Origin of the sequence: Vibrio sp. V42_P2S4T144 (assembly GCF_009904715.1) — a bacterium.
GTDB lineage: Bacteria > Pseudomonadota > Gammaproteobacteria > Enterobacterales > Vibrionaceae > Vibrio > Vibrio alginolyticus.
Map to the genome: position 1 here is coordinate 1 of NZ_WXWS01000539.1, position 6,070 is coordinate 6,070.

At 42.6% G+C, this 6,070-nt stretch carries 6 protein-coding genes; 5 read left to right on the forward strand and 1 reads right to left on the reverse strand.

What is annotated here, in order from left to right; genetic code table 11:
* The 5 genes from CAG68_RS17925 to CAG68_RS17945 all read left to right on the forward strand — a co-directional run.
* A partial coding sequence (locus CAG68_RS17925; protein ID WP_161441455.1) for a BCCT family transporter occupies positions 1-160 on the forward strand: 160 nt, incomplete at its 5' end.
* Positions 161-474: 314 nt separating this feature from the next.
* Complete coding sequence (gene ectA / locus CAG68_RS17930; RefSeq protein WP_005393379.1) at positions 475-1,008, forward strand: diaminobutyrate acetyltransferase; 534 nt, start codon at positions 475-477, stop codon at positions 1,006-1,008.
* Positions 1,009-1,042: 34 nt separating this feature from the next.
* Complete coding sequence (gene ectB, locus CAG68_RS17935) at positions 1,043-2,308, forward strand: diaminobutyrate--2-oxoglutarate transaminase (protein WP_025766718.1); 1,266 nt, start codon at positions 1,043-1,045, stop codon at positions 2,306-2,308.
* A gap of 14 nt (positions 2,309-2,322) precedes the next feature.
* The gene (locus CAG68_RS17940) at positions 2,323-2,709 is read left to right on the forward strand and encodes an ectoine synthase (RefSeq protein WP_005377769.1); all 387 of its coding nucleotides are present in this window, start codon (positions 2,323-2,325) and stop codon (positions 2,707-2,709) included.
* An 85-nt stretch (positions 2,710-2,794) separates the two neighbouring features.
* Entirely contained in the window at positions 2,795-4,216 is a 1,422-nt protein-coding gene (locus CAG68_RS17945) for an aspartate kinase (protein ID WP_005377768.1), read from the forward strand.
* A gap of 188 nt (positions 4,217-4,404) precedes the next feature.
* Here CAG68_RS17945 and CAG68_RS17950 read toward each other — a convergent pair whose 3' ends face one another.
* A complete protein-coding gene (locus tag CAG68_RS17950; protein WP_161441456.1) occupies positions 4,405-5,970 on the reverse strand; it encodes a sulfatase-like hydrolase/transferase in 1,566 nt (521 codons plus the stop codon).
* Positions 5,971-6,070: the final 100 nt, after the last annotated feature.

Sequence of the window (6,070 nt, forward strand, 5' to 3'; positions counted from 1 at the left end):
GATTGCATTGATGTTGGGTGGTGGTCTAGCTGCTGCTCAAGCAATGGCGGTGACGACTGGTTTACCATTTACTATTGTTTTGCTTGTTGCAACGGTATCTTTGATAAAAGGTTTGATGGATGAACCTCGTCCAAAGGCGGTTTCTAAGAAATCAAAATAACTAGTATCAGCAATTAAATTATTGATAAAAGCGGTATGCGAAAGCATGCCGCTTTTTTTTGGATTTCTATTTTTCTCTGAGAAATGAACAGCATGGAAAATGGTCTTATTCTGGTTGTTTTTTGTACTGCGTATTTAGGTGACTATTTAATAAATTAGACCTCGAACTATTTTAACTTTTGGTTAATAGGCTTGTTTTTGTGATATGCGTCACAAAAATACCGATAAAAAGGCGGATTATTTGATTTTTAGTCGCGAGGGATGCCCATAATAAAAAGGAAATTTAATTAGACCTCAAAGGATATGTATTTTCACATGATCACATCAGCACCTTGGGTCCTTTATCCAGAGATTGGAGAAGACTCAAGTAAAAAATGGATTTTTCGTGAGCCTAAAATCTCTGATGGTGACGACATTTACAGCTTGATTGCAGACTGTCCTCCATTGGACATGAACTCATCTTATTGCAATTTCCTACAGTCTACGCATTTCAGCAAAACCAGTATTTTGGTTGAGCAAAAAGGCGAAATCGCAGGTTTCATTTCCGGTTATCAGAAACCAGACGAGCAAGACGTTTTATTTGTCTGGCAAGTTGCAGTCTCACCTCGCTTTAGAGGTCATGGTTTAGCATTCCGCATGTTGAAAGAACTTCTCACCCGAGAGGAATTAGGCGGTGTTAAATCGGTAGAAACTACCATCACGGAAGATAATAAAGCCTCTTGGGCACTGTTCAAAAAGTTAGATGCGATGAACGGCAATTCTGGCCAAGTAAGCACATTTTTGGATGAAGAAGCCCACTTTAAAGGCAAACACGATACAGAATATTTGTATCGCATTCCTCTCAAATAATCCTCAAACAATAGGAATTAAAAACGGTCTCATCATGGATATTTTCAAAAAGCAGGAATCCAACGTACGCTCATATTCAAACAATTTCCCGGTCGTTTTTCGTAAAGCGAAAGGCTGCTGGCTAGAAACAGAACAAGGTGAACGATACTTAGACTTCCTTGCTGGAGCGGGATCTCTAAATTATGGCCATAACAATCCAGTACTAAAACAAGCGTTGCTTGAGTACATTGAAATGGACGGTATTACTCACGGTTTGGATATGCACTCAGAAGCGAAAGCATCGTTTCTGGAAGCGTTGGATACTTACATCCTTAAACCAAGAAACTTGGATTACAAGGTTCAGTTTACGGGCCCAACAGGCACTAACGCTGTTGAGGCGGCATTGAAGCTGGCTAAAAAAGTAAAAGGCCGCGACAGCGTCGTTGCGTTTACTAACGGTTTCCATGGTTGTACTGCTGGCGCACTGGCTGCAACGGGTAACCAGCATCACAGACAAGGTAACGGTTCTAGTCTAAGTAACGTCACTCGTATTCCATTTGAAGGTTACGCTGGCGTAGATGGTCTTGCGCTGTTCGAAACCATGCTAAATGATAACTCTGCAGGTATGGATAAACCAGCCGCTGTACTTCTTGAAACTGTGCAGGGTGAAGGTGGTTTAAATGCTGCTTCAAACGAGTGGTTACAACGTTTGAGCAAAATCTGTAAAGCCAATGACATTCTTGTGATTGTCGATGACATTCAAGCAGGTTGCGGACGTACCGGTACTTTCTTTAGTTTCGAGCCGTCTGGTATCCAACCGGATATCGTGACGCTATCGAAGTCGATCGGTGGTTACGGTTTGCCGATGGCTGTCGTGTTACTTAAGCCTGAGCTTGACCAGTGGAAGCCAGGCGAGCATAACGGTACGTTCCGTGGCAATAATCACGCCTTTATTACTGCTGCAAAAGCACTAGAAATTTACTGGGCAAACGATGATTTTGAAACACACATCAAGCAGTGTTCAGACAAGGTAAGTGCAGTTATTGACCGTTGTGTTCGTCGCTTTCCTCAAATGTTTGTGCAGAAAAAAGGCCGCGGCATGATGGTTGGTATTGAATGTATCAATGGTGACATGGCATCTGAAATTGCGAAAAACTGTTTCGAGAATGGAATGGTGATAGAGACAGCGGGTCCAGAAGATGAAGTTGTGAAGTTCTTCTGTCCACTAACCATCAGCGAATCAGAGCTAGATCAAGGACTAAGCATCTTTGAAAATGCAGTAGAGACTATCGCTGCGAAACATTTCAAACAAGCATCTTAATAAGGATTTTAATTATGATCGTCAGAACTCTAGATGAATGCCGCAACAGCGAACGACGTGTTGTTTCAGATAACTGGGAAAGTGTCCGCATGTTGTTGAAAGACGACAACATGGGTTTCTCTTTCCACATCACAACGATTTATGAAGATACAGAAACTCATATTCACTATCAAAACCACCTTGAATCGGTGTTTTGTATGAGTGGTGAAGGTGAGATTGAAGTTGTAGGTGGAGAAACGTACCCAATCAAACCAGGTACATTATACATCCTTGATAAACACGATGAGCACTACTTGAGAGCTTATAAGAATAAAGAAATGGTAATGGCGTGTGTGTTTAACCCACCGATTACTGGCGCTGAAGTGCACGATGAAAACGGTGTTTATCCTCTCGTTGACTAAAAGATGATGGTGGGGTGCTTTGCCACCCCACACTTTACTATCTCTTCTTTTTTCTTTTTAAAGTTACCAATCAAAAAGGCTTATCATGACATTTACCGTAGAAAAAATCGGCGGTACATCAATGACAGCATTTGATGCTGTTCTCGACAATATTATTCTTCGTCCCAAAACACCATACAATCGTATTTTTGTCGTATCTGCATACGGTGGTATGACCGATGCGCTGCTCGAGTGTAAAAAAACCAGTAAACCAGGCGTTTATCAGCTTATCGCGAAACGCGACGACAAATGGGAAGAAGCGTTAGCGTACGTTGAAAGCCGTATGTTGCTGACCAATGAAAATATTTTTGCGGACCCAATGAATCGTATCCGTGCGGATAAATTCATTCGCTCCCGCATTGCTGAAGCGAAAAACTGTATCGCGAATATTTTAGAAACCTGTCAGTACGGTCAATTTTCGTTGCGCCAGTACTTGCCTCAAATTCGAGAGTTTCTCTCGTCTATCGGTGAGGCACATAGTGCTTACAACACAGCACTAAAACTAAAAAATATGGGTATTAACGCTAAGTTCGTTGACCTGTCTGGTTGGGATAATCAAGCGCCAAGAAGCCTTGATGAGTCGATTAGTGACGCGTTTGCTGATATCGATGTATCAAAAGAACTGCCAATCGTGACAGGTTATGCTTACTGTAAAGAGGGCCTAATGCACACTTATGACCGAGGTTATAGTGAGATGACATTTAGCCGAATTGCAGCAATAACAAAAGCGGATTTAGCAGTAATTCACAAAGAGTACCACTTGAGCTCAGCAGACCCACGCGTTGTTGGTCCTGAAAAAGTATTACCAATTGGTAGTACAAACTATGACGTAGCAGACCAACTTGCGAACCTTGGCATGGAAGCGATTCACCCAAATGCCGCTGCGGGTTTACGTGAAAGTGGTATTGAGCTACAGATTAAAAATACATTCGAACCTGAACACGAAGGTACTTTGATCTCTTCAAGCTATCGTCCGGAAGAAGACAAAGTCGAGATCATCGCAGGTAAAGAGAAAGTATTTGCACTGCATTTGTTTGACCAAGCAATGGTAGGAAAAGCCGATAACGTTAGTTACGAATTGATGGAAATCATCTCCGATGCTCGTGTAAGTTTGGTTGGTAAAGAGATGAACGCGAACTCTATTACTTACTATCTAGGTGGCAGTACTGATAGCTTAAACAAAGTATTGTATAAAGCCGAGAAACGTTATCCGAATGCCTCGATTAAAGGTCGTATGGTCGCGCTTATCTCAGCCATCGGTTCTCAAATTGATACCAATAAGACGTTGGCGAAAGGTGTGCTTGCATTGATGAATAATGGCGTTACGCCAGTTGCACTGCACTCATCATTGAGAAATGTAAATGTTCAATTTGTTGTCGGTGATAAGGAATACCAGCACGCGATTTGCGCATTGCATGATGAGTTTTTCCAAAGTAGCAGTTTAGCTAAATCGGTTAATGTGGCTTAGTTTATCCACGGTTAAAATACAAAGGAGAGCAGGTTAGCTCTCCTTTTTTGTTTTTCAGTTTGTACTCACAATGCCCACTTTGTATAGGCTAAACAGGCGATTTAAGTAAGTTCCTATGTGGCGATACACATAAGCCAGCAGAATGGTCTGCTGGCTTAATGTTACTGATTAACTAACGTTAACTTAGTTTACTTAAACTTGCTGATTTCTTGTTCAACTTTGTCTAGTTGCTGCAGCTTCTCTTGCATTTTTAGAGAGTCGTAGTTTAGTGAAGCAGGGTTCATCGCTGTGCCACGTTGCATTGGGTATTCTGGAAGTGTTTTAAAGAACTCTCCCACAACGTCTTGTACAGGTACAAATAGCCACATGTTGTCAGCCATCCAACGCAAGTACATTTGTGATTCACTTGGGCCTTTTTCGAATGGGTCAGCACGTAGGTGGATGATTTTAGGCCAGTTCGGAGCAAAACGAACTGCGTTACTTAGGTTCCCTTCAAGCGTTGCAAAGTGAAGTTTCCAGTCATTCCAGCGGACAGCGTTTAATTCACCATTAGATGTAAAGTAAAGCAGCGACTCACGAGGGCCTTTTTCTTGCTTACCTTCAAAGTATGGCATGAAGTTGTAACCATCTAAATGTACACGCCACTCTTTGCCATTTGCTTTGTAGCCTTCTGCCAGTTTTTCTTTTACATCAGGTACGCCAGCAGCTGCCAATAATGTAGGCAACCAGTCTTGGTGTGCCATCATTTCATTGATCTTGGTTCCTGGCTTAATTACGCCTGGCCAACGAACCAGTTGAGGAACACGCATACCGCCTTCCCAAGTTGTACCTTTTTCACCATGGAATGGTGTTGCGCCACCATCTGGCCAAGTCATGGTTTCTGCGCCGTTGTCCGTTGAGTAGATAACGATAGTGTTGTCTGCAACACCTAGCTCATCCAGCTTGTCGAGTAAAACACCTACATGGTCATCGTGTTCCAGCATACCATCGGCATAAATGCTTACACCTGATTTGCCTTGGTATTTTTCCTGCAAGCGAGTCCAAACGTGCATACGAGTGGCGTTATGCCAAATAAAGAAGGGTTTATCCGCTTTAACTGCTTTTTCCATAAATGCCAAAGAGCTTTCTAGGAACTCTTCATCTGCGTGCTCCATACGTTTTCGTGTCATCGGGCCAGTGTCTTCAATCTTACCGTCGGCATAAGACTTAATGACACCACGAGGGCCATAGTTTTTACGAAACTCTGGGTCTTTAGGGTAGTAATAAGTTTCAGGTTCTTCTTCTGCGTTTAGGTGATATAAGTTACCGAAGAATTCGTCAAAGCCGTGTTTTGTCGGTAAGTGCTTATCTTGGTCACCTAAGTGGTTTTTACCAAATTGACCCGTCATGTAACCTTGTTCTTTTAACAGATCTGCAATGGTTGGCGCCCAATCAGGTATGCCGTGGTCAGAGCCTGGCATACCAATTGTTAACAAACCCGTACGAAATGGCTCTTCACCCGTAATAAAGGCCGCGCGACCAGCAGTACAAGACTGTTGTCCGTAGTGATCTGTGAACAACGCACCTTCATTCGCGATACGGTCGATGTTTGGCGTTTTGTAACTCATCATACCTTGGTTGTATGCGCTGATATTCCAGTAGCCGATATCGTCACCAAAAATTGCCAGAATATTCGGTTTGTCGGCTGCCATAGCAGCACTGGACGCCGCTAACAGTCCTGCGCCTACAGCGATTTTGCTCAATTGATTTGCCATAAAAACTCCAGATTGTTGAGAGTAAAGATAAGCACAAGTGAGCCTTATGCTTAGTTGCTGCATAAGTTAATGATGTATATAGAAAAATCCTCTTATACTC